The organism is Geodermatophilus sp. SYSU D00525 (genome assembly GCF_054050475.1).
In genome coordinates this window covers 1-26021 of the sequence record NZ_JBJGZK010000009.1, presented here as the reverse complement: position 1 = coordinate 26021, position 26021 = coordinate 1, and the positions used below count along the sequence as shown (strand labels likewise).

Genomic DNA, 26021 nt, shown 5'->3' with positions numbered 1-26021 from the left:
GACGAGCTCTCCTCCGGTCGGAGTGGACGGATCAGGAGTGCCGGAAGGTGACGAGGGCCTTCGCAGCGCGGGCTCCTGCGCCTCGGAACCGTCCTGCCGCGGTGGCTGCTGGGCACGTCGGCCTCGTACTGCTGCCACCGGGGCCCTCGCGCGGATCGTCCCGGCCCGTCCTGGCCCGCACCAGTGCTCTTCGTCCCTCGGGGACCGGCCGTGCCCGCGGCTCGAGACGGCTTCGACCACGGACGCCCGGAGCGCGAGGAGCCCTGGACCCACGAGGGTGTGGTGCCGGGCCCGGCCCAGGACCGCTGCAGCACCGACTGCACGGTGTCCGCGACGGCGAGCGTCCCGGACGGCCGGTGCCAGGCACGGCACGGATGCGGTCCTCTGCTGGTCGGGCGGACGGTGGACCGCGAGCGCCGGCGCCGACCGCCGTCGTGACGAGACCTGCGAGGAGATCGTGCAGGGCGGTGAGCACGGCCTGCCGGCCGCCGAGTGCGTACCTGTCCGCCAGCCCCCGGGGGTCGTGGTGGGCGAGGTGCGTGCTGCCGGACTCGGACCACACCAGCACGCGCAGCGGCAGGTCCAGACCGGCCCGCGGATCGGCCTGCACGGGAGCCGTGCCCACCGCGGGATCGCCGAAGACCAGCAGCACGTCGTCCTGCTGCAGGCCGGCCTCCCGGGCGCCCGCGGCGTGGTCGATCGTCGCGACGAGCGGCACCCGGCGTTCGTGGAGGGCGGCGGTGACGAGCGCGACGGTCGACGGCACGTCACCGGGTGCCGCCACCACGACCAGCGCATCGGTCATCGCCACCTCCGGGATCGGTCGAGACGGTGCAACCGGTCGACGACCGTGCGACCGGCACGGGCGTTCCTCGTCGTCGCCTGTCCGGACCGGACAGTCGGCCGGTCCGGAGCGCCGTCAGCCGGCGGAGGTCGCCAGGGGCTGTCCGGCCTCGACGATGTAGGTGGACAGCATCCGTCCCGTGCCCTGGCCGATGTCGCGGGCGTTGTGGGGAGTCCGCGGTGGGATGAGGAAGCCGTCGCCGGCCCGCAGGGTCACGGTGTCGGCGTCCCTGATCTGCATCTCCACCGTCCCGGCGAGGATGTAGCCCACCTCCTCCCCGGGGTGGGTGTGCCAGCCCGATTCCACGCCCACCGGGATCTCGGTGAGCACCTGCACGATCTCCCGCCCGGGGATCGACGAGGGGCCGCGCTGCACCTCGCTGCGCCGGAGGACGGCGGCCAGGTCGTCCGGCACCGACATCACGGGCGGCCCGGGATCGGACACGGCTCAGACCCCTGCCGGGGCACGGCCGGCGACACGGTGACCCACGGCCTCCATCGCCTGCAGGATCGCGTCGACCACCGGCTGCGGCTTGGTGACGAAGGCGACGTGCGAGCCCTCCACCTCGCTGATGGTCATGCCGGCACGCTGGGCCATGGTCCGGAGGACGTCGCTGCCCGCGGCCTTGTCGCCGGTCGGGATGACCGCCCAGCACGGCAGGGCCTTCCATGCCGGCGCACGGGTCGACTCGGTGAACCCCCGCATGGCCACCGGCCGCTGGGTGACGGCCATCACGGCGCTGTCCGCGGGCGGCACGTCGGCGGCGAAGGCGTCGTGGTACCGCTCCGGATCGATGGCGAACTCGACCTCGGTCTCGCTCCCCTGACCGGTGGGGTACTGGAGTGCGACGAGAGCGCTGTTGAGGACGCTGTCGACGGAACCGTTCTCGATCTCCGTGAGCGTCTCTCCCTCGTCCGGCGCGAAGGCGGCGACGTAGACCAGGGCGACCACGTTGCCCGGTCGCGTCCCGGCGTTGGTGAGGACCGCCCCGCCGTAGGAGTGGCCGACGGCGATCACCGGGCCGGGGATCTGCCCGAGCGCACTGGCGACGTAGGCGGCGTCGTGAGCCAGGCCGCGCAACGGGTTGGAGATCGCCTGGGCCCGCACCCCGGCGGCCGTGAGGCCGGCGATGACGCCGTTCCAGCCGGAGCTGTCGGCGAAGGCGCCGTGGACGAGGGCGACGGTGGGGGCGGCGGTGGTGTCGGTCATGGGGTTCCCTCCCGATGTGGTGGTCGACAGAGCCCGGTGCCGGGACGACCGGCTGTCCGCTGCCCCGGTCCTCGCCGAGGACGTCCACGCCCTCCTCGGTGAGGACGGCAGTCGTCGCTCCTCCCGACCCTCGGCTGCCGCGGTGCCCGCGTCCGTCCCGGACCTGTCGCGGGGGACCCTCGTCGCCGCCGTGCGGCCGGAGCAACGGTCAACCGACCTGCCGGTGCGGTCGGGCCAGGCGCTCCGCTCGGTACGCGGGGGGCCGGGGCGGGACGGCTGACCCGGTCGGGACCTACCTCACCGCGTGGAACCGCCGGATGGCGGCCAGGACCTCCTGCGGGCGTTCCTCGACCAGGAAGTGGCCACAGTCCAGGGCGTGTCCGGAGACGTCGGCGGCCCAGTCACGCCAGATGGCGAGGGTGTCGTACCAGGCCGCCAGGGCTCCCCGGCCGGCCCACAGGACCTGGGTCGGGCAGGTGATCCGGCGGCCGGTCGCGCGGTCCTCGTCGTCCCACTGCCGATCACACGTCGCCCCGGCGCGGTAGTCCTCGCACATCGCCCGGATCACGGCCGGGTCCCGAGCGCACCGGACGTAGTCCGCCACGGCCGCCGGCGGGAACCGGCGGATGGCACCGCCGAACTCGGCGTCGAAGAGGAAGAACCCGGGGTCCGCGCCGATGAGCTGCTCCGGGACGGGATGCGGTTGGGCGAGGAAGGCCCAGTGCCAGTAGCCGAGGGCGAAGCGGGCATCGGCGCGTGCCCAGACCTCCCCGGTCGGGATCACGTCCAGGACGGTGAGCCGGCGGACCGCGTCGGGGTGGTCGAGCGCCATCCGGTAGGCGACCCGGCCGCCGCGGTCGTGTCCGGCGACGTCGAAGCGGTCGAATCCGAGCCGGCGCATCAGGGCGACGCAGTCCTGGGCCATGGCGCGCTTGCCGTAGCTCTCGTGGCCGGGGACGGCGGCCGGCTTGGAGCTGTCCCCGTAACCGCGCAGGTCGGGGGCGACCACCGTGAAGTCCTCGGCCAGATCGCCGGCCACCAGGCCCCAGGCCAGGTGGGTCTCGGGGTAGCCGTGCAGGAGCAACAGCGGCGGCCCCGACCCTCCGGCCCGGACCCGCAGCGACACCTCGCCCACGGTCACCTGCGACACGGTCAGCTCGTCGAACGACGCGGGCAGCGTCGTTCCGCTCGTGGTCCCGGTGGGCACGGACATCGGCGTCTCCTGGGGCACCCCGCACAGCCGACGCAGTATGGAGGCGCTGGGGTCCCCGGCACACGAGTCACCCGACTCGTCGCGGCCACGCGGCTCTGGCTGGTCGCCGGCCGGTGCCATGGGAGAGACTTCCGTCGCCGCCCGTCCTGACATCCGGAGCCGCGTCGTCCCGTGCTGACCGGCGCCCAGCCGAGAGGACGTCCCATGGAGGACACCCACCTCCTCGGTGACAGCGAGAGCGCCGACCTGGTCGGGCGGACCGCAGAGCTGCAGCTCCTCGGGGCCTTCCTCAGCCGGGCTGCCCACCACGGGGACGCGCTGCTCCTGAGCGGAGGACCGGGAGTCGGCAAGACCGTGCTCCTCGACGTCGCCGGCCGGGTGGCCGCCGGCTCGGGGACGCGGGTCCTGCGAGCGGCCGGGGTCGAGTTCGAGGCCGAGGTCAGCTTCGCCGGGCTCCACCAGCTGTTCCTCCCCCTGCACGACCAGGTGCAGGCGCTCCCGCGGCCACAGCGGGAGGCACTGTCGGTCGCTCTCGGCACGGGCACCGGTCGCACAGCCGGCCGGCTGGTGATCTCCGCCGCCGCGCTCGGCCTGCTCCGCCACCTCGCGGAGCGGCAACCGGTCCTGGTGGTCGTCGACGACGTGCAGTGGCTGGACCGCTCGACTGCGCGGGTCCTCGGGTTCGTCGCCCGCCGACTGGAAGGCAGCCGCGTCGGGTTCCTCGCCGCGGTGCGGAGCGGGACCGAGTCCTCCCTGCTGCACGCCGGCCTGCCGGAGCACGAGGTGTCGCCCCTCGACGAGCTCGCGGCGACGCAGCTGCTGGCCAGCCGGTTCCCCGATCTCGCCGTGCCGGTCCGCCGGCACGTCGTCGCGGCGGCGCAGGGCAACCCGCTCGCCCTCCTCGAGCTGCCGGCGACGATGACGGAGGACCAGCGCGTTGCGCGGAACCCCTTGCCGCCCGTCCTCCCGCTGACCGGTCAGCTCCAGCGGCTGTTCGCCCCCCGGCTGCGCACGCTGCCACCGGCCAGCCGCAGGCTGCTCCTGCTGACCGCCCTGGACGGGACCGGAGACCTCCGGGCGCTGCGCGCGGGCTCCTCCGGTGACGGCTGGCTGGACGATCTGGCGCCTGCCGAGCGGGACGGGCTGGTCCGGGTCGACTCGACCACCAACCGGGTGACCCTGCGGCACCCCCTGATCGGCGCGGCGGCGGTGGAGCTGGCCACCGCCGGCGAGCGCCGGCGGACCCATGCCCTCCTCGCCGACCTGCACGCCGACGACCCGGAACGTCGTGCCTGGCACCTGGCCGAGGCCGCAGGCGGCCCGGACGAGCCGACGGCCGCGCTGCTCGAGGTGGCCGCCTCCCAGGCGCTGCACAAGGGGGACGCCGTCCGGGCCGTACACGCTCAGCTCCGCGCCGCGGAGCTGAGCCCCCGTGGCGCGGACCGTGCGCGCCGGCTGGCCGCAGCCGCCTACCTCGGTGCCGACACAGCAGGGAAGTTGGACAGTGTCCCCCGCCTCCTCGGTGAGGCCCGCCGCGCCGACCCGGACAGCGCTGAGCCCCTCGAGGTCACGGTGGCCGCCGCCTACCACCTCCTCAACGGGGAGGGTGACGTCGACACCGCCCACGCGATGCTGTCCCGGGTGATCGAGGACGCCGTGGAGCAGGGGCACGGCGGCCCGGCGGTCGACGAAGCGCTGCACAGCCTGATGCTGGTCTGCCACTTCAGCGGACGGGACGAGCCGTGGCGCCCCTTCGAGTCGGCGGTGACCCGGCTGGGGCCCGCGGTCTCACCGGTCCTGACGGTGGCGGGCAACCTGTACGGCGCTCCCGCCGTCCGCGCGTCGTCGGGCGAGCTGGACCGGCTGGACCGGCTCATCGCCACGCTCGGCGCCGAGGTCGACCCCACCCGGATCGTGCGCGTCGCCATCGCGGCCTTCTACGTCGACCGCGTGTCGGCCTGCCGATCGGCGCTGTCGAGGGTCATCCGGGACGGGCGCGACGGCGGGGCCGCCACGTCCGCCGTCCAGGCCTTGATGATGCTCTGCCACGACGCCTATCGCGGGGGACGGTGGGACGAGGCGGCGCGGATGGCCGACGAGGGCATCGCCTGGAGCGAGCTGCTCGGGTACCAGCTGATCTCCCTGCCCGGCGTCTACTGCCGCGCGATGCTCGCCGCGGCTCGTGGTGACGACGAGGCGACCAGGTCCCTGACCGAGGAGCTCGTGGCCTGGGCGGCGCCTCGAGGCGCGACGGTGCTCGAACACTTCGCCAACCGGGCCAGGGCCCTGGCCGCCCTCGGTCGAGGCGACTACGAGGAGGCCTACCGCCGTACGACCGCCATCAGCCCCCCGGGCCTCCTGGCGCCACACGTCCCGGTCGCGATGTGGGTCGCCAAGGACCTGGTGGAGGCGGCGGTCCGCACCGGGCGTTCCGCGGAGGCCGCGGCGCACGTCACCGCCATGCAGGGGGCCGAGGTCTTCCGGCTCCGCCCGCGCCTGGCCCTGCTCGCCTCGGGATCGGCGGCGCTCGCGGCCTCCGGGGAGGACGCCGGCGACCTCTACGAGGCGGCCCTGGCCGTCCCCGGCGCCGAAGCGTTCCCGTTCGAGCGGGCACGCGTGCAACTGGCCTACGGCGAACACCTGCGGCGGACCCGGGCGACATCGGCGGCCCGACTCCAGCTGAGCGCTGCTCGGGAACAGTTCGAGCGCCTGGGCGCACACCCCTGGGTCAGTCGTGCGGAGCAGGAGGTGCGTGCCAGCGGCCTGACGCACGGTTCCCGCACCGAGTCCGACGCGGCGGCGACCCTGACACCGCAGGAGCACCAGATCGCCTCGCTGGCCGCTTCCGGGCTGACCAACAAGCAGATCGGGAGCCGTCTCTACCTGTCCCCCCGCACGGTCTCCGGCCACCTGTACCGGATCTTCCCCAAGCTCGGCATATCGACGCGCGCGGCCCTGCGCGACGCGTTGACCCGGACATCCCCGGCACCACCGCCGGAGACGGCCGACCCGGAGCCGGCTGCACGATCCGAACGACACCGACGGTGACCTGTACGAGGTCCTCGATGCGGCCGGCCTCTGCCGGGCCGACACGGGAGTCGGAGACCGAGTGGGCCGAGAACAGCGAGGTGGGCGGGATGTCGATGCGCGACCGGGACGCCGGGCGGGCCGGAACGCCGTCCGCGCGGGCTGCTCCGCCACCGTGGCCCCGACCCGGCGCTCCCAGCAGCCGGCCGGCCCTTCTCGACCCAGTGCAGGAGACCCGCGAGCACGTGCCACACCCCTGCTGTACGGGGCCGCTCGGCGTGGCCGGTCGACGGAGCGACTCCCGCCCGTACCCCCGGACCTGCCCGGGTGTCCGCCGCAGTTCGGTGTCGTGCGTCTGTGCAGCTCGACCGGCACACGGAGCGTGCGCACCACGGTGGATGACACCGTGCGAGGAACAACGGTGGTCGGAACGGTGGTCGACCGCGTGCCACGGACATCACGAGAGCACGTCGTGCAGGAGCCTGGACCTCCGTCAGACGAGGGAGCGCACCCGGCTGAGCGCGAACCTCGGTTCCGCCTCCGCTTCACCGAGGGCGAGGTCGGCCGCGATCCTCCCGATCAGGGCGGCGAACTTGGCGCCGTGTCCGGAGCAGGGCGAGGCGACGACGACGGGGCCGATCCGGTCGAGCACGAAGTCCTCGTCCGGGGTGGCGGTGTACAGGCAGCTGCCCTGAGCGATCGGCTCCGGGTCCAGGCCGGGCAGCCACGCCCGGACGAACGCGGTCACCCGCTCGCGCGAGGCCGGGTCGATGACGCCGTCGCGGGTGGACGCCGTCGTGGGCCGGCCACCGTCGTGCTGGGCGACCTTCATCGCCGGGCGCGGGCCGCCGTCTGCCCCGGAGGGCAGGCCGAACAGCTGCAGGTCGCCCTTGTGCACGAAGGTCGGCCAGACGGCGGCGGGGACGCGCTGCCGGAAGTGGAAGACCTGCTGCTGAGTCACCGTGAGCGGCGGCAGCGGGAGGCCGAGCGGCAGCTCCGGCAGCCACGGTCCGGCCGCGACGACGACGCTGCGCGCGCTCAGTTCCGGTCCGTCGGTGACCACGCGCGCGCCGTCCCCGTCCGGTGCGACGGCGAGCACCCGGGTGCGCTCGAGCACGGTGCCGCTGAGCTCGTGCACGCGCCGCACCCAGGCGGCGACCGCGGCGTCGGCGTCGAGCACCGCACCCTCGGGGTGGAACAACACGGGGCCGTCGAAGCGCATCCCCGGCCAGCGGGCCTCCGCCTCCCCCGCCGTCAGCAGCTCGTGGGACACCCCCTCGGCGGCCATCAGCCGGGCCAGCCCCACGGGGTCGCGGCGGGCGCCGGTGTCGAGGCCGCCGGTGGTGCGCAGCAGCGCTGTCCCGGTGTCGTCCTGGGCGTCGGCCCAGGCGCCGTACGCGCGGCCGGTCAGCCGCACCCAGAACGGGTCGGCGTAGGCCCGGCGCACGATGCGCGAGGTGCCGTGCGAGCTGCCGTGGACGTGCCCGGCGTCGAAGGCCTCGACCAGCGCCACGGAGACCCCGCGCCGGGCCAGCTGCCACGCCGTCGCCGAGCCCACGAGGCCGGCGCCGACGACGGCGACGTCGACCCGCAGGTCGCTCACAGCCCGCCCTGCCCGGGGATCCAGGACGTGCCGGCCAGCGGCACGCGGGCCATCGCGGCGGCCTCGATGGTGAGCGCCACCAGGTCCTCGGGCTCCAGCGAGTGCAGGTGCGCCTTGCCGCAGGCGCGGGCGATGACCTGGGCCTCCATCGTCATCACGCGGATGAAGTTGGCCAGCCGCCGGCCGCCGACGACCGGGTCGAGGCGGGCCGCGAGCTCCTCGTCCTGGGTGGTGATGCCGGCCGGGTCGCGGCCGGCCTGCCAGTCGTCGTAGAACCCGGCCGCCGAGCCCAGCGCCCGGTACTCCTCGTCGAGGTGTGGCGCGTTGTCGCCCAGGGCGACGAGCGCCGCGGTCCCGATCGCGACGGCGTCGGCCCCGAGCGCCATGCACTTGGCGAGGTCGGCGCCGTTGCGGATCCCGCCGGACACGACCAGCTGGACCTGCCGGTGCAACCCCTCCTCCTGCAGCGCCTGCACCGCCTGCGGGAGGGCAGCCAGCGTCGGGATGCCGACGTGCTCGATGAACACCTCCTGCGTCGCCGCGGTGCCGCCCTGCATGCCGTCGAGCACGATGACGTCGGCGCCGGCCTTCGCCGCCAGCTTCACGTCGTAGTAGGTGCGGCTGGCGCCGATCTTGACGTAGATCGGCTTCTCCCAGTCGGTGATCTCCCGGAGTTCACCGATCTTGATCTCCAGGTCGTCGGGGCCGGTCCAGTCCGGGTGGCGGCAGGCGCTGCGCTGGTCGACGCCCATCGGCAGGGTGCGCATGCCGGCCACGCGCTCGGTGATCTTCTGGCCGAGCAGCATCCCGCCGCCGCCGGGCTTGGCGCCCTGGCCGAGGACGACCTCGATGGCGTCGGCGGCCCGCAGGTGGTCGGGGTTCATGCCGTAGCGGGAGGGCAGGTACTGGTAGACGAGGTGCTTGGACTGGCCGCGCTCCTCCGGTGTCATGCCGCCGTCGCCGGTGGTGGTGCTCGTCCCGACCTCGCTGGCGCCGCGGCCCAGCGCCTCCTTCGCCCGGCCCGACAGCGCGCCGAAGCTCATCCCGGCGACGGTCACCGGGGTGGCCAGGTGCAGCGGGTAGGTGGCGTGGCGGTTCCCGAGGACGACGTCGGTGTCGCAGCGCTCCCGGTACCCCTCCAGCGGGTAGCGGGACATGCTGGCGCCGAGGAAGAGCAGGTCGTCGAAGTGCGGCACCCTGCGCTTGGCGCCGCCGCCGCGGATGTCGTAGATGCCGGTCTCGGCAGCACGCTGGATCTCGGCGATGGTGGCGCGGTCGAAGGTCGCGGACTCGCGGAGCATGGGGGTCTCCTCAGTACGCCGAGGCGTTGTCGACGTGGAAGTTGTAGAGACGGCGGGCCGAGCCGTAGCGCCGGAAGTCCCGCGGGTCGGCGTCGATGCCGGCCGCATGGAGCAGGCCGGTGAGCTCGGCCAGGTGCTCGGGTCGCACCTCCTTCTCCACGCAGTCCGCGCCGAGGCTCCTGACCGATCCGGCCACGTAGACCCGGGCCTCGTAGAGGGAGTCGCCGAGCGCGTCGCCGGCATCGCCGCACACGACCAGCCGCCCGGCCTGTCCCATGAAGGCGCTCATGTGCCCGACGTCGCCGCCGACGACGATGTCCACGCCCTTCATCGAGATCCCGCAGCGGGCCGACGCCGAGCCCTCGACGACCAGCAGGCCGCCGTGCGCCGTCGCCCCGGCCGACTGGGAGGCGTTGCCACGGACCCGCACCGTGCCGCTCATCATGTTCTCGGCGACCCCGACCCCGGCGTTGCCCTCGACGGTCACCGTCGCGAGCTGGTTCATCCCGGCGCAGTAGTAGCCGACGTGTCCCTCGATGCGGACGTCGACCGCCGCGTCGAGCCCGACGGCGATGTTGTGCCGCCCGGCGGGTGAGGTGACCCGCCAGGCGGACGCCTTGTCCGCGACGTCCGGGGCGTGCAGGGCGGCGTTGAGCTCGCGCACCCCGGTGAGGGACAGGTCGACGACGGCGGGCTCCACCGCGGTGTCCGCCGTGCCGTGGGTCGTGCTCAGCGCTGCCATGCGTAGACCTCTTCCGGCTCGGGCTCGAAGATGCGGGCGGCCTCGACGCCGGGCAGGCCGGCCAGGGCGCGGTACTCCGACGCCATGGCGACCCACTGCGGGGTCTCGGCGACGACGGCGGGTTTGCAGGCGATGGCGTCGCGGACGACGGCGAAGCTGTCGCGGGTGCTGACCAGCAGCGTGTAGAAGCCGTCGAAGCGCTCGCACAGCAGCTCCAGCGACTTCTCCACGTCGTAGCCGGCGGCCAGCTGGGCGGCGACGAAGCGGGCGCCGACCTCGGAGTCGTTGTCGCTGTAGAAGACCGCGCCCGCGGCGCGCAGCTCGCGGCGGATGGTGGCGTGGTTGGCGAATGAGCCGTTGTGCACCAGGCACTGGTCGGCCCCCACGGAGAAGGGGTGGCAGTGCGCCGGGGTGACCGCCGACTCCGTGGCCATCCGGGTGTGCGCCACGCCCTGCCAGCCCTGCGCGGCCGCCAGGCCGAACTCGGCGGCCAGGGCCCGCGGGTGCCCGACGCCCTTGAGGACGGCGACCTCCTCGCCGGCGCCGATGACCACGGCACCCGGGACGGTCTCGCGGACGGCGGCGGCGAGGGCTCCGGGGTCGGTCGCCGCGTGGACGACCAGCGTCTGGCCGGCGTCCACCACCTCGGCTGTGTCCAGACCCGGCCACCCGGCGGCGCGGAGGGCGGTGGCGACGTCGTCGGCGGTCCGGTCACCGGTGAGCAGCGAGACCGACGCCGCGCCCGGCGGCGACCAGCGCGGGTCGCCGTAGACGGCGACCCCGGCGGAGTCCGGACCGCGCTCGGTGACCTGGCAGAGCATGCCGGTCAGCAGCTCGCCGAGCCGGGGGTACAGGGAGGGCTCCCGCAGGTGGAGCCCGACGATCCCGCACATCGCAGGACGGTTCCTCTCGTCGGTCGGTCGGGTCAGAACGCGGTCACGTAGCGGTCGACCTCCCAGGGGGTCACCTGCCCGTGCCACTCGAAGAACTCCTCGCGCTTGAGGCCGGCGAAGTACTCGCAGACACCGGGCCCGGCCGCGTCCAGGGCCGCGGCGACCACCGGGTCGGCCTGCAGCGCCTCGACGGCGTGCAGCAGCGTCGGCGGCAGCGGGCTGCTGGTGGTGGCGCCGGGCTCGCCGGGGTCCAGGCCGCGGCGGATCCCGTCGAGGCCGGCGGCCAGCGCGGCCGCCGCGGCCAGGTAGGGGTTGGCCGAGCCGTCACCGCCGCGCAACTCCACGCGGTTGCCGTCGGGGACGCGGAGCGGGTGGATGCGGTCGTTGCCGCCGTAGGACGCCGTGCGCGGGGACCAGGTCGCGCCGGACCGGGTGGAGCTGGCGCCGGTGCGCTTGTAGGCGTTCACCGTCGGGGCGAGCACCGCCTGCAGGCCGCAGGCGTGCTCGATCAGGCCGGCCACGAAGGAGTAGGCCAGCGGGGACAGGCCCAGGCCGCGGGCGTCGGCGGGGTCCGGGAACGCCGGCTCGCCGTCCCGCCACAGCGACAGGTGCATGTGCAGCCCGCTGCCGGTCCGGTCGGTGAAGGGCTTGCCCATGAAGGTGGCGGTCATGCCGCGCTGCTCGGCGAGCACCGACAGCAGGTAGCGCAGGGTGACCACCCGGTCGGCGGTGGTCAGCGCGTCGGCGTAGGCGAAGTTCTGCTCGAACTGGCCGTTGCCGTCCTCGTGGTCGTTGGCGTAGTTGCCCCAGCCGAGGGAGTTGATCGCCTTGGACACCTCGGTCAGGTGGTCGTACATGCGGGTCAGCCCGCGGGCGTCGTAGCAGGGCCGGGCCGCGGTGTCCTTCGGATCGGCGGGCCGCAGCGCGCCGTCCGGGCCGCGCTCGACGAGGAAGTACTCGACCTCGGCGCCGACCTTGAGCTCCAGGCCCAGCTCGGCGGCGCGGGCCAGCTGCGCCTTGAGCAGCACCCGGGGCGCGTACGGCCAGGGCCGACCCTCCACGTGCGGGTCGCAGTGCACGATCGCCAGTCCCGGCCGGATGAAGGGCACCGGCATGTAGGACGAGGGGTCGGGGACGGCCATCAGGTCGGGGTCCCTCGGCTCCTGCCCCATCGCGCCGACCGCGTAGCCGGCGAAACCCACGCCCTCGGTCTCCAGCTCCTCGACCGCCTCGACCGGCACCAGCTTGGCGCAGGGCTTGCCGGTGAGGTCGACGAACAGCGCCATGACGAACTCGATCCCGTCGGCGCGGGCGCGGCGCGCCAGCTCTCCTCCGGTGGGCAGCTCGACTGGCGCCGGCGGGGCCTCGGGGCGGGTGGCGGTGAGCGACATGGGTCCTCCCGGGTGGTCGAGGTGTTCACTGCTGTGAACCTCTGTCGCCCCGGAGTGAACAGGGTGCGTGTTTCCGCGACGTGACCGTCCGGGGAGATCCCTGTTTCCTCCTGTGCCCGGGCGCCGGGCACCCGGGCCACGCGGCGGCGGCCCGCCGTCCCCGGGGAGGACGACGGGCCGCCGGGCGCGCCGGTGCCGGTCAGCCGCCGGCCAGCCAGGCGGCCGCGGCGTGCCGGTAGCGCTCGATGCCCTTGTAGGCGGCCATGTCGTCGGGCAGCTCGGCGAGCACGGCGGCCGTCCTCCGCCGCCACTCGGGGACGGCCGCGAGCTCGCGGAGGGACAGCAGGTGGGTGCGGATGAGGAAGCAGACGGCGTTCGAGACGCCCAGGCGCAGCAGGTGCTGCACCTCCACCCGCAGGTGCAGCCGGTCGGGCAGCGCTGGGTCGTCGACCACGAGTCGCCTCTCCCGGCCCCACTCCGGGTAGGTCTCCGTGGAGGTGTCCAGGCGCCGGTCCACGGTCATCGTCCAGTTGGTCCGGCGGTAGGCGTCGCCGGGCTGCAGGCGCATGAGGAACTGCTCGGCGCGGGCGACCACGCCGGTCTCGTGGACCCGCGGCACCGGCCCGTGGACCTCCAGGAAGCGCATGCCGACGTCGAAACCCAGGGACCAGTCGGCGGCGAAGGTGACCAGCCCGGCGTCGGCCCACAGCGAGCCCTCGCGCTGGTCGAGCAGGACGACGTCCTCCTGCACCTGGCTGCCGAGGAAGGCCAGCGGACCGCCGGGCAGCGAGTCGTCGTCACCGAGGACGAAGGACGACGACGTCCCGAGCAGGTCGTTGCGCCAGTGCCACCGGTCGCCGCGCCGGTGCAGCGCCATCACGTCGGGACGGGTGGCCGCGAGCTCCGCCAGCAGCGTGGCCAGCGCGTCCCAGGCGGCGACGCGCATGTGTGACAGCTGGGCGCACCGGGAGGGATCGGCGGCCAGCACGTCCCGGCGGACCGCGAGCTCGAGCGCGTAGTCGTCGTCGACGTCGATCACGTGCTCGCCCCAGGTGCCCGCGGCGGTCCCCACCGGGCGGCGGGCCGGCTCGACGTTGGTCGCGTAGCGGTAGGCGTCGGCCGGGAAGGGGAACGGGAAGCGGGACACCCGTGGCGGCAGCGTCGTGGTCACAGGTCCAGCTCCAGGTCGTCGTCGAGGCTGCGCGAGACGCAGCACATGACCGCGTCGCCGGCGGCGCGCTCGGTCTCGGACAGGTACAGGTCGCGGTGCAGCGGCCGGCCGGAGACGACGGGGACCCGGCATTCACCGCACACGCCCTGGCGGCACATGCTGGGGACGGCGACGCCGGCACCCTCCAGTGCCGCGAGCAGGCTGGTGCCCGCGGGCACCGGCACCCGCAGGCCGGACCGGGTCAGGCGCGCGGTGAACGGCTCCCCCGGGTCGAGGTCGGCGGCGCTGAACCGCTCGGTGTGCACGCGCCCGGGCGGCCACCCCAGCTCGGTCGCCGTCCGCTCGACGAACTCGAGGAGCGGCGCGGGGCCGCAGACGTACACGTGCGTGCCGACCGGGCGGTCGGCGAGCGCCGCGGCGACGGCGTCGAGCATCGCCGGCGTGGACTCGTGCACGGTGAGGCGGTCCTCGCACAGGGCCGCCAGCTCCTCGCGGTGGGCGCCCGCTCCGGGCCGGTGGCCGTAGACCAGCTCGAAGGAGCGCCCCCAGCGGACCGCGGCCCGGGCGTGGGACAGCATCGGGGTGATCCCGATGCCCCCGGCGACGAGGACGTGGTGCCGCGCGGTGGCGACCGGGGCGAAGGCACTGCGCGGCCGGGAGACGGCCACCCGGTCGCCGACGGCGAGACCGTGCACGAAGGCGGAGCCGCCCCGGCCCCCGGGGCACAGCAGCACCGAGATCCGGTACTCCTCCTCCGGCAGCCCGTCCCCGGTGAGCGAGTAGGCGTTGCGCCGCTCCCCGCAGGTGAGCACCACGTGGCTGCCGGGCGCGTACCCGGGGAGCGGATCGCCGTCCGGGTGCCGCAGGACGAGCGTCCGGATGCCGGGTGCGGCATCGGCGAGCGCGACGACCTCGAGCCGCAGCGGCGCGGCGTCCCCCGGTGCCGCCGTCGCCGGCGCGGTCAGGACGGCGGTCACGCGACCTCCTCCGCGTCGGACATGAAGCCCAGGTAGGTGCCGGTGCGCCGGGAGACGTGCGCGTAGACGTGCAGCCGGCGGGCGCAGCCCCGGCAGGGGACCTCGGCGCCGACCGGGACCTCCGCCTCGGTCGCGACGCCGCAGTGCGGGCAGGCGACCCGCCTGCGGTCCGCGCCGGTCACCGCCGTCCGGAGCTCGGCGTCGAGGAGACCCAGGCCGGTGGCCACGGCCCGGGCGGCCAGGACGTCGACCTCGGGTCCGGCCAGCATGAGGCGCCAGCCGACCCGGGCGCCGCGCACCTGCTCGGCGAGCGCCGTCAGCGTGACGTCGTCGGCCCGCTCGGCGACGTGGCTCCAGACCACCCGCCCGGCCGGCGTGGCGGCGAGCCAGTCCGCGACGATCTCCCGCCCGCGGTCCCCGAAACCCAGCACGGAGACGGTGCGGCCGGCGGGGTCCACCGGCGGCACGCTCGCCGGCCAGCTCGGGACGCTCGTGTGTTCGGCTCCCACGGCCGGTCAGGGGGCGAAGGAGCGGTGGCCGGTGTAGAAGCCCAGCGCCCGATCCGGCGTCTCGAAGCGGATCCGCGAGCCGGCGGGGAAGAACAGGACGTCCTTCGGCCGCGCGACGACCTGCTGACCGGAGTCGAGGTCGGTGAGGTGGAACTCGCCCTCGACGACGACCTTCATCTCGTCGTAGGTGTACTCGTAGTCGAGCGGCGCGCCGGCGAAGAGCTCGAAGAAGCCGCTGCACATCGCCGCCCCGCCGGGATTGGCGAAGACGTCGCCGATGTGGGCGCGGACGCCGTCCACCTCCATGCTCGGCAGCCCGAGCGAGCCTCCGGTGACGTGGCCGATGGTGCCGGTGACGGGCACGGGTCCTCCTGGGGGGTCGTCCACTGAAGTGAAACGAAGGCTACGAGCGGTGGACCCTCCTTCGGGTTACCCGTCCGTTACGTTCTGGTCGCCGGGCGGTTCGGACGTGCGCACGCGACCTAGGCTCGCCGGGTGGAGGTCTCCCCCGGTCCCGGCGCGCACGACGACGCGCCGAGCGGTCATCTCGAGGACGTCATCGCACTGCGCGTGCGGGAGTTCCGGCTCGCGCAGGGCATCTCGCTGGCGGAACTGGCCCGACTGACCGGCATGAGCAAGGCCATGCTGTCCAAGATCGAGAACGCGCAGACCTCCTGCAGCCTGTCCAGCCTCGCCCGCCTCGCCGAGGCGCTCGCCGTGCCGGTCACCGCACTGTTCCGGGGCCTCGACGCCGAGCGGGAGGCCGTCTTCACACCCGCCGGACACGGATCGCAGATCGTCCGCCGCGGCAGCAACGTCGGCCACCTCTACCAGCTGCTGGGGTCCCTGCGGGGCGAGCACAAGCGGCTCGAGCCGCTCCTGGTCACCCTCACCGAGGCCAGCGAGGTCTTCCCCCTGTTCCAGCACCCGGGGACGGAGTTCCTGCACATGCTGGAGGGGGTCCTGGTCTACGGGCACGGCGAGGCGCGGTACGAGATGCGCGCCGGGGACTCCCTCGTCTTCGACGGCGAGGGGCCGCACGGCCCGGTCGAGCTCGTCGAGCTGCCGGTCCGCTTCCTCAGCGTCACGGCCTACGGCCACCTGACCTGATCCTCCTCACCCCCGACCCACCGGAGGCCGGTCCCGCGGCGCGGGACCGGCCTCCGTCGTCCGTGGACGGTCAGTGCGGCGTGCCACTCCCGGTGCGCGGGGCCGGCGCGGAGCCCGCGACCAGCCGCTCGGCCGAGGCGACGACGGCCTCGGGGGTCGGGCCGGTCCCGGGGGTGTGCACGGCGCCCTCGAGGTCGTAGGCGACCTCGGCGTGCTCGGTCAGGTCGAGACCGGCCGACTCGCCCTCCTTCGACACCCGCAGGCCCACCGTGTGCTTGACGGCCAGGGCGATCAGCAGGCTGATGACGAAGGAGTAGGCGACGACCGCCACGACGGCGACGGCCTGCGTGCCGAGGAGCCCCAGCCCGCCGCCGTAGAACAGGCCGGCCCGACCACTGGGCGCCTCGGCGGAACCGAACAGGCCGACCAGCAGGGTGCCGACGACGCCGCCGACGAGGTGGACGCCGACCACGTCCAGGGCGTCGTCGTAGCCGAAGCGGTACTTCAGCGCGATGGCCAGCGGGCAGACCGCACCGGCGACGGCGCCCACGGCCAGGGCGCCGAGCGGCGTGACGGCGCCGCAGGCCGGGGTGATGGCCACCAGCCCGGCGATGGCGCCGGACATCCCGCCGAGGGTGGTGGCGTGACCGTCGCGCAGCCGCTCCACCAGGAGCCAGGCGAGGATCGCCGCGCAGGTGGCGTTGAACGTCGTGAGCATGACGACCGAGGCGCTGTTGCCCGCAGCCAGGGCCGACCCGCCGTTGAAGCCGAACCACCCGAACCACAGGATGCCGGCACCGAGGGCGACGAAGGGCAGGTTGTTCGGCCGGGCCTGCCGGGGCCAGCCGGTGCGCCTGCCGACCACCAGCACCAGGGCCAGGGCGGCCACGCCCGCGTTGATGTGGACGGCCGTGCCGCCGGCGAAGTCCACCGCGCCGAGCGTGTTGGCGATCCAACCGCCCTGGACGCTGCCGTCGGCGGAGTCGAAGGCGAACACCCAGTGCGCGACCGGGAAGTACACCAGCGCCGCCCAGAGCCCGGTGAACAGCAACCACGGGCCGAACCGGACGCGGTCGGACACCGCGCCGGCGATGAGAGCGGTCGTGATGACCGCGAACAGCGCCTGGAACACCGCCACCAGGGCCGGCGGCAGGGCGGCCGTCTCGTCACCGGCCACGAGGTCACCGAGACCCAGGTACTCGGTGACGTCCCCCAGCAGACCCAGGCCGCCGTAGCTGTCCCCGAAGACCGCGGAGAAGCCGAAGAGGGTCCACAGGACGCCGACGACCGCGACGGCCCCGAACACCATCATGATCATGTTCAGGACCGAGCGGGACCCGACCATGCCGCCGTAGAAGAGCGCGAGGCCCGGGACCATGAGCGCGACCGCCATCGTGGCCGCGAGGATGAATGCAGTGCTGCCGACGTCCACGGCACACCTTTCGTCTACTGACAGTGGTCACTGTTCGGCAGCAGTAGACGACCCGCGTGTTGCCTCCGCAGTCACCCGCAGATGACTTCCACGTGACATGAACAGCGCCCGGGCGCCACGCATCTCGTCAGCTGCACGCACGGCCAAGCGGTGTCGACCGAGACCTCGCGCAGCACTGCAGGACCGCCGGACGAAGTGCCACAGCTCATGCACTCGGAGTCCCGGACGTCGGTGTGACGGGTTGCCGGAGACCGGGGAGCAGGGTCAGCGGGCACGGGGCACAGCGGCCGCCGCGCCGACCGAGGGCGACGCCGGGAGCGCGAACAGCAGAGACACCAGGAGGCGCAGGCATCGGGCGAGGAGGCCGGTGCGAGCCGGCAGACGGGAGAGCAACCGACCACGGACGACGGGCCGCCGCGACGACCTGCGGCTGGTTCGGGGGGCCGATCACCCCGGGGAGCCGGGGACCGATCCCCGCGCGGTGCTCACCGACCTGCCGCCACCGCGCGTGGGAACGGAGCAGTGGGAACGGAGCCGAGCCGCGGCCTCCGGCCGGTCCGCGGTCCAGGTGGTCGAGCGACAGGTGCAGATCCGGGTCCGCTCGGCCCCGACCCGCCGGGACCGGCCGGTCGTGCTCACCGAGCTCGCCCGGCAGCTCGACGACGGTCGCATCCACGGCCGCGACCTCCCCGGCCCCGCCCGAGATCTGGGGCCCGTGCTGCAGGCGTACCGGCGGCGGGCACGCGGGACCGGAGCTCCCGAGCTGGCTGGAGCTCCGCCTCCAGGCCTTCTCCAGCAGCCGCGGACGGGTCAGCAGCGCCGTTCACCAGACGGGCGGGAGTCGCCGCCGACGCAACGGGAGAACGGCGAGCCCTGCGACCCCCGCGACGCCCTGCGCGCACTCGAGGTCGCCGCCACACGGGCCGGGATCCCGCACGCCGGGCTGCACGCCCTCCGGCACTCGGCCGCCAGCGTGATGCCGAGCCACGGCGTCCCGCTCGAGGTGGTGTCGGAGATCCTCGGCCACGCGTCGATCGCCATCACCGGCGACGTCCACGGACACGTCGCACCCGACGTCTCGCGCGAGGCGATGGACGTCCTCAGCGCTGCCTTCGGCGGGTGAGGGTGGCTTGATGGTGGTCAAGGAGGTGGTCAACCGCCCCGCGGAAGCAGTCAGGGGCCGTGTCCGGATCCCTCCGGACACGGCCCCTGAGCTGCGGTTCCCCGCTGTCGGGCTGACAGGATCTGAACCTGCGACCCCTTGACCCCCAGTCACGTTCGGGCCATTCGCTCACATCCGCGCACGTGCCATACGTGCAGGTCAGGGACTCAGAGCGTGCGCCGCCGTCCGCCGGCAGTCGTGGCCGTTCAGCGCGCGTTGCTGTACCCGTTGCTGTACTTCTCCCCCGCAGCCGGGCGTGTCATCCACGTGCAACCGGCACTGGTACCCCTTCATGGGCGAGCTGACCGTGCGCGCGGGGTCGGCCGTGCCCCGAGGTCTCCTTCAGCAGAAGCACTGCTGCTGCACAAAACCGAAGCGTAGGAGTGGCACGACGACGCCGGCGATCTCCGGTCCAGTCACAGCGACACACTCGCCGATGGCCGGTCAGAGGATGCGCAGATCGACGTGCACGTCCTGGCGGGCCGCGTGGGTCATGGCGACGACCAACTCGAGTGCCATCTCCTCGAGGTCCTCGAACCTGTCGGCCTCGGTGGTACCGACACCCGGCACGTCGATCACCCAGTGGTCGCCCTCGCTGATGGCGGTCGCGGTGAAGTCGGCCATCCGTCCTCCCGATCGCTCCCAGCGGCCGGTGCGACCGGGGTGTCGCGTCAGCCGACCGTCAACCGCCCGCGTCGTCCGGGCAGCCGGAGCCCGCACGGGCCGAGCTCGTGTCGAGGCGGAACCCGGCCGCCGACCCCGCCCGCCCAGTGGACAGCGTGACGCCCCGCGGCCGGAACCCCGCCGGCCCCGGGACGGCGGTGATCCCTGGCGCCAGGGTTTCACCGCCCGACCCACGGACACCAGAGGACCTGCAGGAGCGGATCCTCCGGCGAGGGAGCGGACGATGATGACCGTGCTCACCACCAGCACGCTGCGGCCCGGAGGTCAGCAGGAGTGGGACGCAGTGATGCGGGATCGCCTCGAGGCCGCACGACGCATGCCGGGCTGGGTCTCCGGCCAGGTGCTGATCCCCGAGGACGACCCGCTGTCGCGGGTGATCGTCGGCACCTGGAACAGCCGCGAGGACTGGATGGCCTGGCACGACGATCCGGCGTTCCTCGACAAGCGCACGGTGCTCGAGGGCCTGGAATCAGCGCCCAACGTGACCCGGTGGTTCTCCGTCGTGGCCGATGCCGGGGTGGGCGGCTGACCGACCTGCCCGGGGGCTCGGGATCGGTCCGCCTCTCGCTGGGTCGCGCTGCCCGTCTCGGCGGCAGCTGCGCCCTCGCCCGTCACCGATGACGGCCGCTCCACCCCTCAGCGCGAGGCCGGGCCGGCCAGACGAAGAGCGCCTCGCCTCCCCAGGCGACGACCACCGCAGGACCGGCAGGCTCCTGATGGGCCCTCATCGCGGCCACCACGTCAGGGCCGCTGGAGCGCTCGGGACGGCGCGGCCGCCACACGGCGTCGGGCCTCAGCTGCTGCGGGGAGGGACCGGTGCGGCCCGGCGGGCGGTGAACCTGTCGAACAGCGAGCCGGCGTTGAGGGTCTCGACGTACTCGAGCATGTACTCCTGGCCGACGTCGACCGGGCCGAGCGTCGGGAACTTGACCCGTTCCTGGGTCTCCTCCTTGCTCCAGCCGGCGGCCACGCCCTCGGCGACAGCCGCCTTCCAGCTGAGGAGAGCGGCGCGCTGCCGATCCACGTAGGAGAGATCGGTGACGGGACCGTGCCCGGGGACGACGGTGTCGACGTCGAGCGACCGGATGATCTCGAGCGAGTTCAGCCACTCATCCACGTCGCTGGTCATCAGCCACGTCTGGCACTCGCAGAAGACGCTGTCGCCGGTGAAGACCATCCGCTCCTGCGGCACGTACACCGCGAGCTGACCCGGGGTGTGCCCGGGCGTGTGGAGCAGGTGGAAGTCGTGGTCCCCGACGCGCAGCGACAGGTCGCCGGTGAAGACGATCTGACCCTTGTTCGGGTCCTCGTAGTACTCGTCCCGGTCCGGGAACAGCGCGATGCCGTCCGGGTCGTCGGTGGCCAGGGCCTCGCGGGCGTACTCGAACGGGTCCAGCTCCGGATACACCGTCATGAAGTTGTCGTAGAGCCCCTTGTGGTTGACCACCGTGCCGGCGCCGCGGAAGTACCAGTTGCCGAAGATGTGGTCGACGTGGTGCTCGGTGTTGATCAGGTACTGGACGTCGCCGAACGTCTCGACGAAGCGGCGCATCTCCACGGCCCGGGTCGGCAGCTGCGGCGTGTCGATGACCACCGGACCGGCCGAGGTCACCACGAAGCTGGGGTTGCACCCCCGCACCTTGGTCTCGGTGAACACGCGGTCGTTGAGCTGCTGCATCGGAGTCTCCGTATAGCTCGGTCAGTGCGGGCGGAGGGGTCAGCTGTCCTGGGGCGTGTGTGCGCGGTTCAGCAGAGAAACGCCGAAGAACTCGATGTGCGCGCGCATCTCCTTGCCGGCCAGATCCGGGTCACGGAACTGGACGGCCATCAGCACGGGGCGGTGGAGCTCGGCGATGGCGTGCAGGTCGGAGTGCCCGCGCAGCACGCTGACCACGGTTCGGGCCTCGACCCGCAGCGAGCGCCACACCTCGAGGAGCACTTGATTCCCCGCCGCTTCGACGATGATCTCGTGGAAGCGGGTGTCGTGGACCAGTAGCGCATGCAGGTCACCGGCGTCAGCGGCATGGCGCATGCCGGTCAGCTCGTCCTCCAGCGCACCCACGTGGTCCTCTGTGATCCGGGTCGCAGCCTCCCGGCCGGCGACCTCCTCCAAGGCGGCCCGCACGGGATAGATCTGGCCCAGCTCCTCCACGGTCACTTCACGGACGCGGGCGCCCTTGTGCGGCTGCGACTCGATGAAGCGCATCGCTTCGAGATCCCGCAGCGCCTCGCGAACGGGCGCCTGGCTGACACCGAACTCCGCCGCCAGCACGCTCTCCTTGACGCGGTCGCCCGGGCCGTAGGTGCCATCGAGGATGCGCTCGACGATCAGGTCCTTGATCTGGTCGCGCAGGACGCCGTCGCGGCGAAGTGGCCGATCCACTCGTTCTCCCTCGGATGAGGACCGCCCCAGGCGGCCCGCTTGATTATCGATAGTACGGCCTGATTATGTGCTGTCAACCACAGTGATCGATCGTTCACCACCCGTGAGATGCGGCTCAAGTCACGAAAACCCGGCTCGGAGGGTTGACGTGCGTCACACTGCCCTGCCAGATTATCGATAGTTCGGCCGTTCGCCCCGCTGGGTGAGAGCCGACGTACGCCCCCCACACATCTCCCAACGACCACGACCGGAGTGGGCATGAGCGACAACGTCTTGGCGACCTTCTTCGGGGACGACGAGTTCCCGGTGCAGTGGGAGGCCGGCCAGAAGGACCTGTTCTGGGTGCATGACGACCTCCACATCCCCAACCCCGTCTCCCCCATGTACGCAGACATCGGCGGCTGGTGGCTGAAGTGCGACTACATGTTCCGGCGCTTCGGTACCCCGTTCGCCTCTGACTGGATTTCCAAGATCGTCAACGGCTACGTCTACACCGCGGCCATCCCGGCCACCCCGGGCCTCTCGGCCGAGGCGTCCGAGTACGGCGCCCGCTACACGCCCCGGGTCCCCCTGGACCCGGAGGACCCGGCCGAGCTGGGCGGCTACATGGGTTGGACGCTGCCGTACTACGCCGAGAACTTCCTCGGCTGGTGGCGCGACCGGTTGCGGCCGGAGATGGAGCGCAACTTCGTGCGCTTCGACGAGTACGACTACGACGGGGCCAGCCTCGTCGAGCTCGCGATCCTGCTCGAGGACGCGATCGACATGCACGACCGGCACTGGTCCATCCACTGGGTGCTGAACTTCGCCCAGTTCTCCTCCACGCTGGCGCTCAACGCCGCGATCGCGGCGGCCAAGGGCGACGGCGACCACTCGGCGCTGATGGGCCGGCTCCAGAGCTCCACCGAGAACCGCAACTGGGACTCCATCGACGAGCTCTGGAAGATCAAGGAGTGGGTGAAGAACGAGCAGGGCGAGGTCGCCAAGGCCTTCACCAAGCCCACCGCCGTCGACGTGATCCGCGCCCTGGAGGGCACGGAGGCCGGGCGGACGTTCCTCTCAGAGCACATCGAGCCGTACCAGAAGGTCTTCGGGTACAAGTCGATGTACGCCCACGAGTTCTCGTTCAAGACGTGGCGCGAGAACCCGGCGCCGATCGTCGAGGCCGTGCGCGGCTACCTGGAGTCCGACTACGACTACCCGGCCGAGCTCAGGGCAGTGGCCGAGGACCTGGAGAGGGCGAAGGGCGAGGTCTTCGAGGGCGTGGAACCCGGCCCGGCCCGCGACGAGCTGGAGCGGGCGCTCGACCTGAGCCTGCGGATGAACCCGCTCACCCCTGACCACCACTTCTACATCGACCAGGGCACCAACGCTCGGGTCCGGCTCGTGCTCATCGCGATCGGGAAGAAGCTGGTCGGCGACGGCAAGCTCGACGATGCCGAGGACGTCATGTACCTCAAGTACAACGAGTTGCGCCGTCTGATGGCCGGCACCAACTCCTTCGACGCCCAGGAACTGGTCGGCGACCGCCGCGACGCCCGCGAGGACGCCTACGAGCTGCGGCCGCGCGACTGGGTCGGCACGGCCACCGAAGAGGCCGTCGCCTTCCCGTACGTGTCGCTGTGGGCGTTCCCGGAGAAGCTCAACCGGCCGGCGCCGAGCCACGAGGGCGAGATCCCAGGGCTCCCGGCCTCGGCCGGCGTCGTCGAGGGAACCGCCCGCGTCGTGCTCTCCCAGGAGCAGTTCAGCGAAGTCCAGCCCGACGAGATCGTGGTCTGCCGGATGACGAGCCCGTCCTGGGTCGTGCTGTTCACCAAGATCTCCGGTCTGGTCACCGACGCCGGCGGCATGGCGTCGCACCCCGCCGTGGTCTCGCGAGAGTTCGGGATCCCCGCGGTCGTCGGCACCTCCGACGCCACCCGCCGGATCAAGACCGGTGACCGCGTGCGGGTCAACGGCTCCACCGGCCGGGTCGAGATCGTGTCCGACGCCCCCGCCATTCCGGCCCCGGCCCAGGCCCCGGCCCCGGCCCCGGCCCCGGCCCTCTGAGAGGTGAGCCCGATGACCGCGATCCTCCCGCCCCCGACCGCCGAGGAGCACGCCGCCGTGTCGACGCACGAGCAGCCGCTCGTCCTGCCGTTCAGCGATCCCCGGTGCCAGGTGGTGGAGCTGACCGGCGGCAAGGGCGCCAGCCTGGCGACCATGACCGCCGAGGAACTCCCCGTCCCGCCCGGCTTCGTGATCACCTCGGCGGCCTTCGCCGCCGCGGTGGACGAGGAGGCCCTCCGGGACGCGATGCTCCGCAAGGACGTGGAGGCCGCGAGGTCCCTCGTCGCCGCGGCGAAGCCTCCGCGCGAGCTGATCGAACGTGAGTACGCCAAGCTGCAGGGTCTGGTCGCGGTCCGGTCGTCGGCCTGTGCCGAGGACTCCGAGGGCGCCAGCTACGCCGGCCAACAGGAGACGTTCCTCAACACCGAAGGCTTCGACGCGGTGCTGCACAACGTCGTCGAGTGCTGGCTGTCCTTCTTCACCGACCGCGCCGTCTTCTACCGGCAGGAGAAGGGGTCGCTGGAGGACGTCGCCATGGCCGTCGTCGTCCAGCAGATGATCGACAGCCAGAAGTCCGGGGTCATGTTCACCATCGACCCCGTGCACGGCCGCCGGGACCGCATGGTCGTCGAGGCCGCCCGAGGGCTCGGCGAGGCCGTGGTCTCCGGGGAGGTGACCCCGGACAACTACACGCTCTCCCGGCAGGGGGTCGTGAAGAGGGCCAAGGTGGTCGACGCCGAGCGGGTGCTCTCCGACGAAGAGTGCGTCGCCCTGGCCGAGATGGGCCAGAAGCTCGCCGAGCTGCACGGTGTCCCCCAGGACATCGAGTGGGCCTTCGACGCGGCGGGCGACCTCTTCCTGTTGCAGTCCCGCCCCATCACCACGGTCTGAGCGGGCCTTCCGGCCGGGCACGGCGCCGCACCTCGCCGCGCCCGGCCGGGCTGTCCACCGCACGCGAACCTCGATCAGGAGCCGCAGACGTGACCTCAGCCGCCGCTCCACCCGGCTGCCTCTCGCCCCGGAACGGGTGCTCGATCGCGCGAAGGACCCCGCGTCGTCCAGGTCTGCGACCGGCACCACGCCTGCAAGTGACGATCATCGACGCGGTCCAGGAGGTCGGCTCGTGAAGTACGTGACCTACGCAGCTCCCGACGGCACCAGCCGCGTCGGACGACTGGACGGCGACGAGGTCCTCGACATCGGCTTCGACGGCGACATGATCGCCTTCATCGAGGCCGGCGCGCCGATCGGCACAGAACGGCCGGCGCCGGACGCTCGCCTGCTGGCGCCGCTGCAGCCCCGGTCGTTCCGGGACTTCCTCGCCTTCGAGGGGCACCTGAAGAACGCGTTCAAGAACCTCGGCCGCGACATCCCCGCCGAGTGGTACGAAGTGCCCGCCTTCTACCGCAGCGTCGGCAGCACCGTCACCGGACCAGACACGGAACTGGCCTGGCCCTCCTACACCGAGCAGCTGGACCACGAGCTGGAACTCGCCGCGGTGATCGGCCGTCCGTGCAAAGACGTTCCCGCCAGCGAGGCGCTGGACTACGTCTTCGGGTTCACGATCTGGAACGACATGTCCGCCCGCGACGTCCAACGCCGCGAGCTACCGGTCGGCATGGGTCCGGCCAAGGCCAAGGAGTGGGACGGCTCCAACGTCCTCGGCCCGTGCATCGTCACCCCCGACGAGATCGACCTCGCCACCCTCGAACTCGAGGTACGGGTCAACGGAGAGCGCTGGGGCGGAGACACCACCGCCGCCATGCACCACAGCTTCGGTGACCTCATCGCCTACGCCGCCCAGGACCAGACCCTGCTGCCCGGTGAGGTGCTGGGCTCCGGCACCGCCACCGGCGGCTCCGGGCTGGAACTGGACCGCTGGCTACAGCCGGGAGACGTCATCGAGATGGAAGCCGGCCCCATCGGCGTCCTGCGCAACACCGTCGGAACACCCCATCGGAAGGACAACTGACATGGCGTTCGTCGTCGCAGCCACCTGGAAGGCCAAGCCCGGAGAGGCCAAGCGGGTCACCGACGTGATCAAGAAGATGACGCCGCTGTCGCGTGCCGAGCCGGGGAACGTCTTCTACCAGGCGCAGGTCAACCCGGAGGACCCCGAGACCTTTTTCCTCTACGAGCAGTACACCGACGCGCAGGCCTACGAGGACCACAAGAACACGCCGCACTTCCAGGAGAACGTGTTCGGCTACATCATCGAGTACCTGGCCGAGCGCAGCGTCAAGACGTACGAAACGATCGATGTCTGAGCCGTCCGGCCCCGACGTCGCTGTGGCGCACCGGCTCCTGCTGGTGCGCCACAG

25 protein-coding genes are annotated in these 26021 nt (G+C 72.9%); 8 read left to right on the top strand and 17 right to left on the bottom strand.

The genetic code is table 11. The features are described from left to right. Positions 1 to 31: 31 nt before the first annotated feature. The 4 genes from ACI796_RS09785 to ACI796_RS09770 all read right to left on the bottom strand — a co-directional run bounded on the left by ACI796_RS09785 (position 32) and on the right by ACI796_RS09770 (position 3266). Entirely contained in the window at positions 32 to 805 is a 774-nt protein-coding gene (locus ACI796_RS09785) for a DUF302 domain-containing protein (RefSeq protein ID WP_456941032.1), read from the bottom strand. A gap of 114 nt (positions 806 to 919) precedes the next feature. Further along, positions 920 to 1288 carry a cupin domain-containing protein gene (locus ACI796_RS09780; protein WP_456941031.1) on the bottom strand — a complete coding sequence of 123 codons (369 nt, stop codon included), beginning with the start codon at positions 1286 to 1288 and terminating at the stop codon, positions 920 to 922. 3 nt (positions 1289 to 1291) lie between these two features. Next, the gene (locus tag ACI796_RS09775; RefSeq protein WP_456941030.1) at positions 1292 to 2053 is read right to left on the bottom strand and encodes an alpha/beta fold hydrolase; all 762 of its coding nucleotides are present in this window, start codon (positions 2051 to 2053) and stop codon (positions 1292 to 1294) included. Between the two features lie 292 nt (positions 2054 to 2345). Next, the gene (locus ACI796_RS09770; RefSeq protein WP_456941029.1) at positions 2346 to 3266 is read right to left on the bottom strand and encodes an alpha/beta fold hydrolase; all 921 of its coding nucleotides are present in this window, start codon (positions 3264 to 3266) and stop codon (positions 2346 to 2348) included. Between the two features lie 204 nt (positions 3267 to 3470). On the opposite strand from ACI796_RS09770, the gene ACI796_RS09765 reads away from it, so the two are divergent. Continuing rightward, the gene (locus ACI796_RS09765) at positions 3471 to 6314 is read left to right on the top strand and encodes a helix-turn-helix transcriptional regulator (RefSeq protein ID WP_456941028.1); all 2844 of its coding nucleotides are present in this window, start codon (positions 3471 to 3473) and stop codon (positions 6312 to 6314) included. Positions 6315 to 6786: 472 nt separating this feature from the next. Here ACI796_RS09765 and ACI796_RS09760 read toward each other — a convergent pair whose 3' ends face one another. The 9 genes from ACI796_RS09760 to ACI796_RS09720 all read right to left on the bottom strand — a co-directional run bounded on the left by ACI796_RS09760 (position 6787) and on the right by ACI796_RS09720 (position 15243). Beyond that, entirely contained in the window at positions 6787 to 7896 is a 1110-nt protein-coding gene (locus tag ACI796_RS09760) for an FAD-dependent oxidoreductase (RefSeq protein WP_456941027.1), read from the bottom strand. Next, positions 7893 to 9197: an FMN-binding glutamate synthase family protein gene (locus ACI796_RS09755; protein WP_456941026.1), complete on the bottom strand. Its 1305-nt coding sequence runs from the start codon at positions 9195 to 9197 to the stop codon at positions 7893 to 7895. The genes ACI796_RS09760 and ACI796_RS09755 overlap by 4 nt, the downstream gene beginning before the upstream one ends. A 10-nt stretch (positions 9198 to 9207) precedes the next feature. After that, positions 9208 to 9939 carry a GltB/FmdC/FwdC-like GXGXG domain-containing protein gene (locus ACI796_RS09750; RefSeq protein ID WP_456941025.1) on the bottom strand — a complete coding sequence of 244 codons (732 nt, stop codon included), beginning with the start codon at positions 9937 to 9939 and terminating at the stop codon, positions 9208 to 9210. After that, positions 9927 to 10832 carry a hypothetical protein gene (locus tag ACI796_RS09745; RefSeq protein WP_456941024.1) on the bottom strand — a complete coding sequence of 302 codons (906 nt, stop codon included), beginning with the start codon at positions 10830 to 10832 and terminating at the stop codon, positions 9927 to 9929. Before ACI796_RS09745 ends, ACI796_RS09750 begins: the two co-directional genes overlap by 13 nt. A gap of 32 nt (positions 10833 to 10864) precedes the next feature. Then, the gene (glnT, locus tag ACI796_RS09740; RefSeq protein ID WP_456941023.1) at positions 10865 to 12223 is read right to left on the bottom strand and encodes a type III glutamate--ammonia ligase; all 1359 of its coding nucleotides are present in this window, start codon (positions 12221 to 12223) and stop codon (positions 10865 to 10867) included. Positions 12224 to 12422: 199 nt separating this feature from the next. Further along, positions 12423 to 13394: a heme-dependent oxidative N-demethylase family protein gene (locus ACI796_RS09735; RefSeq protein WP_456941022.1), complete on the bottom strand. Its 972-nt coding sequence runs from the start codon at positions 13392 to 13394 to the stop codon at positions 12423 to 12425. Further along, entirely contained in the window at positions 13391 to 14371 is a 981-nt protein-coding gene (locus ACI796_RS09730) for a PDR/VanB family oxidoreductase (protein WP_456941021.1), read from the bottom strand. The genes ACI796_RS09735 and ACI796_RS09730 overlap by 4 nt, the downstream gene beginning before the upstream one ends. Continuing rightward, the gene (locus tag ACI796_RS09725) at positions 14368 to 14829 is read right to left on the bottom strand and encodes a dimethylamine monooxygenase subunit DmmA family protein (RefSeq protein WP_456941020.1); all 462 of its coding nucleotides are present in this window, start codon (positions 14827 to 14829) and stop codon (positions 14368 to 14370) included. The genes ACI796_RS09730 and ACI796_RS09725 overlap by 4 nt, the downstream gene beginning before the upstream one ends. A 57-nt stretch (positions 14830 to 14886) precedes the next feature. After that, entirely contained in the window at positions 14887 to 15243 is a 357-nt protein-coding gene (locus tag ACI796_RS09720) for a cupin domain-containing protein (protein WP_456941019.1), read from the bottom strand. Positions 15244 to 15375: 132 nt separating this feature from the next. Here ACI796_RS09720 and ACI796_RS09715 point away from each other — a divergent pair, with 132 nt between their 5' ends. After that, positions 15376 to 15990 carry a helix-turn-helix domain-containing protein gene (locus ACI796_RS09715; protein WP_456941018.1) on the top strand — a complete coding sequence of 205 codons (615 nt, stop codon included), beginning with the start codon at positions 15376 to 15378 and terminating at the stop codon, positions 15988 to 15990. A gap of 70 nt (positions 15991 to 16060) precedes the next feature. Here the strand turns inward: ACI796_RS09715 and ACI796_RS09710 are convergent, their stop codons facing one another. Next, positions 16061 to 17422, bottom strand: a complete 1362-nt coding sequence (locus ACI796_RS09710; RefSeq protein ID WP_456941017.1) for an ammonium transporter — start codon at positions 17420 to 17422, stop codon at positions 16061 to 16063. Positions 17423 to 18005: 583 nt separating this feature from the next. Between ACI796_RS09710 and ACI796_RS09705 the strand changes: the two genes are divergently transcribed. Next, entirely contained in the window at positions 18006 to 18545 is a 540-nt protein-coding gene (locus ACI796_RS09705; RefSeq protein WP_456941016.1) for a tyrosine-type recombinase/integrase, read from the top strand. A gap of 483 nt (positions 18546 to 19028) precedes the next feature. Here the strand turns inward: ACI796_RS09705 and ACI796_RS09700 are convergent, their stop codons facing one another. Then, a complete protein-coding gene (locus ACI796_RS09700; RefSeq protein WP_456941015.1) occupies positions 19029 to 19208 on the bottom strand; it encodes a hypothetical protein in 180 nt (59 codons plus the stop codon). Between the two features lie 283 nt (positions 19209 to 19491). Here ACI796_RS09700 and ACI796_RS09695 point away from each other — a divergent pair, with 283 nt between their 5' ends. Beyond that, positions 19492 to 19797 (top strand): antibiotic biosynthesis monooxygenase family protein, encoded by a 306-nt coding sequence (locus tag ACI796_RS09695; protein WP_456887554.1) that lies wholly within the window; start codon positions 19492 to 19494, stop codon positions 19795 to 19797. Positions 19798 to 20061: 264 nt separating this feature from the next. Here the strand turns inward: ACI796_RS09695 and ACI796_RS09690 are convergent, their stop codons facing one another. Both ACI796_RS09690 and ACI796_RS09685 read right to left on the bottom strand, forming a co-directional pair. After that, entirely contained in the window at positions 20062 to 20946 is an 885-nt protein-coding gene (locus ACI796_RS09690) for an MBL fold metallo-hydrolase (protein ID WP_456941014.1), read from the bottom strand. 39 nt (positions 20947 to 20985) lie between these two features. Beyond that, positions 20986 to 21651: a GntR family transcriptional regulator gene (locus tag ACI796_RS09685; protein WP_456941013.1), complete on the bottom strand. Its 666-nt coding sequence runs from the start codon at positions 21649 to 21651 to the stop codon at positions 20986 to 20988. Positions 21652 to 21909: 258 nt separating this feature from the next. Here ACI796_RS09685 and ACI796_RS09680 point away from each other — a divergent pair, with 258 nt between their 5' ends. From ACI796_RS09680 to ACI796_RS09665, 4 genes are all read left to right on the top strand, one after another. Then, on the top strand, positions 21910 to 23700 hold the full coding sequence (locus ACI796_RS09680) for a PEP-utilizing enzyme (protein WP_456941012.1): 1791 nt from the start codon (positions 21910 to 21912) through the stop codon (positions 23698 to 23700). A gap of 12 nt (positions 23701 to 23712) precedes the next feature. After that, positions 23713 to 24591, top strand: coding sequence for a PEP/pyruvate-binding domain-containing protein (locus tag ACI796_RS09675; protein ID WP_456941011.1), 879 nt, complete (start codon positions 23713 to 23715; stop codon positions 24589 to 24591). A gap of 232 nt (positions 24592 to 24823) precedes the next feature. After that, a complete protein-coding gene (locus ACI796_RS09670; protein WP_456941010.1) occupies positions 24824 to 25672 on the top strand; it encodes a fumarylacetoacetate hydrolase family protein in 849 nt (282 codons plus the stop codon). Position 25673: 1 nt separating this feature from the next. Further along, positions 25674 to 25967 (top strand): putative quinol monooxygenase, encoded by a 294-nt coding sequence (locus ACI796_RS09665; RefSeq protein WP_456858705.1) that lies wholly within the window; start codon positions 25674 to 25676, stop codon positions 25965 to 25967. The last annotated feature ends 54 nt before the right edge of the window (positions 25968 to 26021 follow it).

What these genes read in the sequence shown, in the direction of transcription:
- ACI796_RS09745 (WP_456941024.1), bottom strand. Translation starts at nt 10,832, where the DNA reads ATGTGCGGGATCGTCGGGCTCCACCTGCGGGAGCCCTCCCTGTACCCC.
- ACI796_RS09750 (WP_456941025.1), bottom strand. Translation starts at nt 9,939, where the DNA reads ATGGCAGCGCTGAGCACGACCCACGGCACGGCGGACACCGCGGTGGAG.
- ACI796_RS09770 (WP_456941029.1), bottom strand. Translation starts at nt 3,266, where the DNA reads ATGTCCGTGCCCACCGGGACCACGAGCGGAACGACGCTGCCCGCGTCG.
- ACI796_RS09680 (WP_456941012.1), top strand. Translation starts at nt 21,910, where the DNA reads ATGAGCGACAACGTCTTGGCGACCTTCTTCGGGGACGACGAGTTCCCG.
- ACI796_RS09665 (WP_456858705.1), top strand. Translation starts at nt 25,674, where the DNA reads ATGGCGTTCGTCGTCGCAGCCACCTGGAAGGCCAAGCCCGGAGAGGCC.
- ACI796_RS09775 (WP_456941030.1), bottom strand. Translation starts at nt 2,053, where the DNA reads ATGACCGACACCACCGCCGCCCCCACCGTCGCCCTCGTCCACGGCGCC.
- glnT (WP_456941023.1), bottom strand. Translation starts at nt 12,223, where the DNA reads ATGTCGCTCACCGCCACCCGCCCCGAGGCCCCGCCGGCGCCAGTCGAG.
- ACI796_RS09765 (WP_456941028.1), top strand. Translation starts at nt 3,471, where the DNA reads ATGGAGGACACCCACCTCCTCGGTGACAGCGAGAGCGCCGACCTGGTC.
- ACI796_RS09700 (WP_456941015.1), bottom strand. Translation starts at nt 19,208, where the DNA reads ATGGCCGACTTCACCGCGACCGCCATCAGCGAGGGCGACCACTGGGTG.
- ACI796_RS09690 (WP_456941014.1), bottom strand. Translation starts at nt 20,946, where the DNA reads ATGCAGCAGCTCAACGACCGCGTGTTCACCGAGACCAAGGTGCGGGGG.
- ACI796_RS09785 (WP_456941032.1), bottom strand. Translation starts at nt 805, where the DNA reads ATGACCGATGCGCTGGTCGTGGTGGCGGCACCCGGTGACGTGCCGTCG.
- ACI796_RS09695 (WP_456887554.1), top strand. Translation starts at nt 19,492, where the DNA reads ATGATGACCGTGCTCACCACCAGCACGCTGCGGCCCGGAGGTCAGCAG.
- ACI796_RS09755 (WP_456941026.1), bottom strand. Translation starts at nt 9,197, where the DNA reads ATGCTCCGCGAGTCCGCGACCTTCGACCGCGCCACCATCGCCGAGATC.
- ACI796_RS09675 (WP_456941011.1), top strand. Translation starts at nt 23,713, where the DNA reads ATGACCGCGATCCTCCCGCCCCCGACCGCCGAGGAGCACGCCGCCGTG.